This is a genomic window from Micromonospora craterilacus, assembly GCF_003236315.1.
Taxonomy (GTDB): domain Bacteria; phylum Actinomycetota; class Actinomycetes; order Mycobacteriales; family Micromonosporaceae; genus Micromonospora; species Micromonospora craterilacus.
Map to the genome: position 1 here is coordinate 1 of NZ_POTY01000551.1, position 261 is coordinate 261.

The window sequence follows — 261 nt, forward strand, 5'->3', positions numbered from 1 at the left end:
GGCGGTGGCCTCGGCGTTGAGGGGGAAGAACCGGCCGATCGGACCGGCCGCGCCGACCAGCACCGCCGCACCGAGGAAACTGGCCAGCAGCACCCCCCGCAGGGTCGCCGACAGGGTGTCCCGGTACGTCTCGTCGTCCCCGCCCGCCGCCGCCGCGGCCAGGGTCGGGTACGCGGCGGTGGCCAGCGGCACCGCCAGCACCGCCCACGGCAGCAGGTAGACCGTCAACGCCAGGTTGAACACCTGCGGCGCCTCGGTGGG

Annotated in this window: 1 protein-coding gene; it reads right to left on the reverse strand. The window is 75.9% G+C overall.

Annotation, left to right across the window (positions count from 1 at the left end):
• Window positions 1-261 (reverse strand): lipid II flippase MurJ (locus tag C1I95_RS34380; RefSeq protein WP_325048897.1); only part of this gene is annotated, 261 nt, incomplete at both ends.